An 832-nucleotide genomic window follows, 5' to 3' on the forward strand; every position below is an offset into this window, starting at 1 on the left:
AATATTCCCGGCCTATTCACCACTACTTTCCGAACCTAACCTCGTTCCCAGAGCAGCCGGAGACCGACGACAGTCCAGGACCGCATACACTCGGATCAAGTCGTCTACCAAATCATAGTAGATCGCGTAATTGAAGCGATCGCGAAGTCGCTTACGCACACTACGCCAGTCATCAAACCGGGCTTCGCCCTGCCTCACGCCCGCCTCGCGCTCGGCCAGCACGTCACCGTGCCAGCCTGGAGTCGGGATGGCATCGGGCTGCTTGAGGAGGTCATCCCAGAGTTCCTCAAGCGCGCGGAGCTTCTCGGCCGTGCCCATGTCTTTGATTGGCAGCCTTGTAGGCATTGTCACGCCTCGTCAGGTATTACCTTTGTGAATACCACCCTCTATTGTAGCGCCGTCACTGCCAGTGCTGAGCGTTTCAGCCCTGCGGTCCCGCCGGGCGCTCCGTCGGCTCCGCCTCTCCCTGGGTCTCCTCCACCTCGGCGCGTAGGGCCTCGATCTCCTCCATCAGGCGCTGGTGCTCGGCGCGCTTGCGCTGCAGGTGGCGGTAGGCCAACTGTGCCTTCTCGCTCACCCCGGCCGGGGTGAGCCGGTAGAGGTAGCGGCGTTTATCCGGCGCGTTGGAGAAGTTCTGCGCCTTCACCCAGCCGCGGCTGATCACGGCGCGGACGGCGTAGTTCGTCTTGCCGACGGACAAGCCGAGCTCGCGGGCGATCTGGCGCTGGCTGAGGTTGGGGTTTTGATCCAGCAGGCGCAGGACCTGCAAGTGGAGCTCTTCGGAATCCATGCGCTGGCGTTTCCGTGAGGGGCGTAGGGGGCTGGGGGTAGG

At 63.2% G+C, this 832-nt stretch carries 2 protein-coding genes; both read right to left on the reverse strand.

From position 1 onward, the window contains the following. Positions 1-12: 12 nt before the first annotated feature. On the reverse strand, positions 13-345 hold the full coding sequence (locus LRG07_RS13745; RefSeq protein ID WP_370641548.1) for an addiction module protein: 333 nt from the start codon (positions 343-345) through the stop codon (positions 13-15). A 76-nt stretch (positions 346-421) separates the two neighbouring features. Then, positions 422-790, reverse strand: coding sequence for a MarR family EPS-associated transcriptional regulator (locus LRG07_RS13750; RefSeq protein ID WP_238637370.1), 369 nt, complete (start codon positions 788-790; stop codon positions 422-424). Between the last annotated feature and the right edge of the window lie 42 nt (positions 791-832).

The sequence above is a fragment of the Halorhodospira sp. 9622 genome (genome assembly GCF_022228025.1).
In the GTDB taxonomy this organism is placed as follows: Bacteria; Pseudomonadota; Gammaproteobacteria; order Nitrococcales; family Halorhodospiraceae; genus Halorhodospira; species Halorhodospira halophila_A.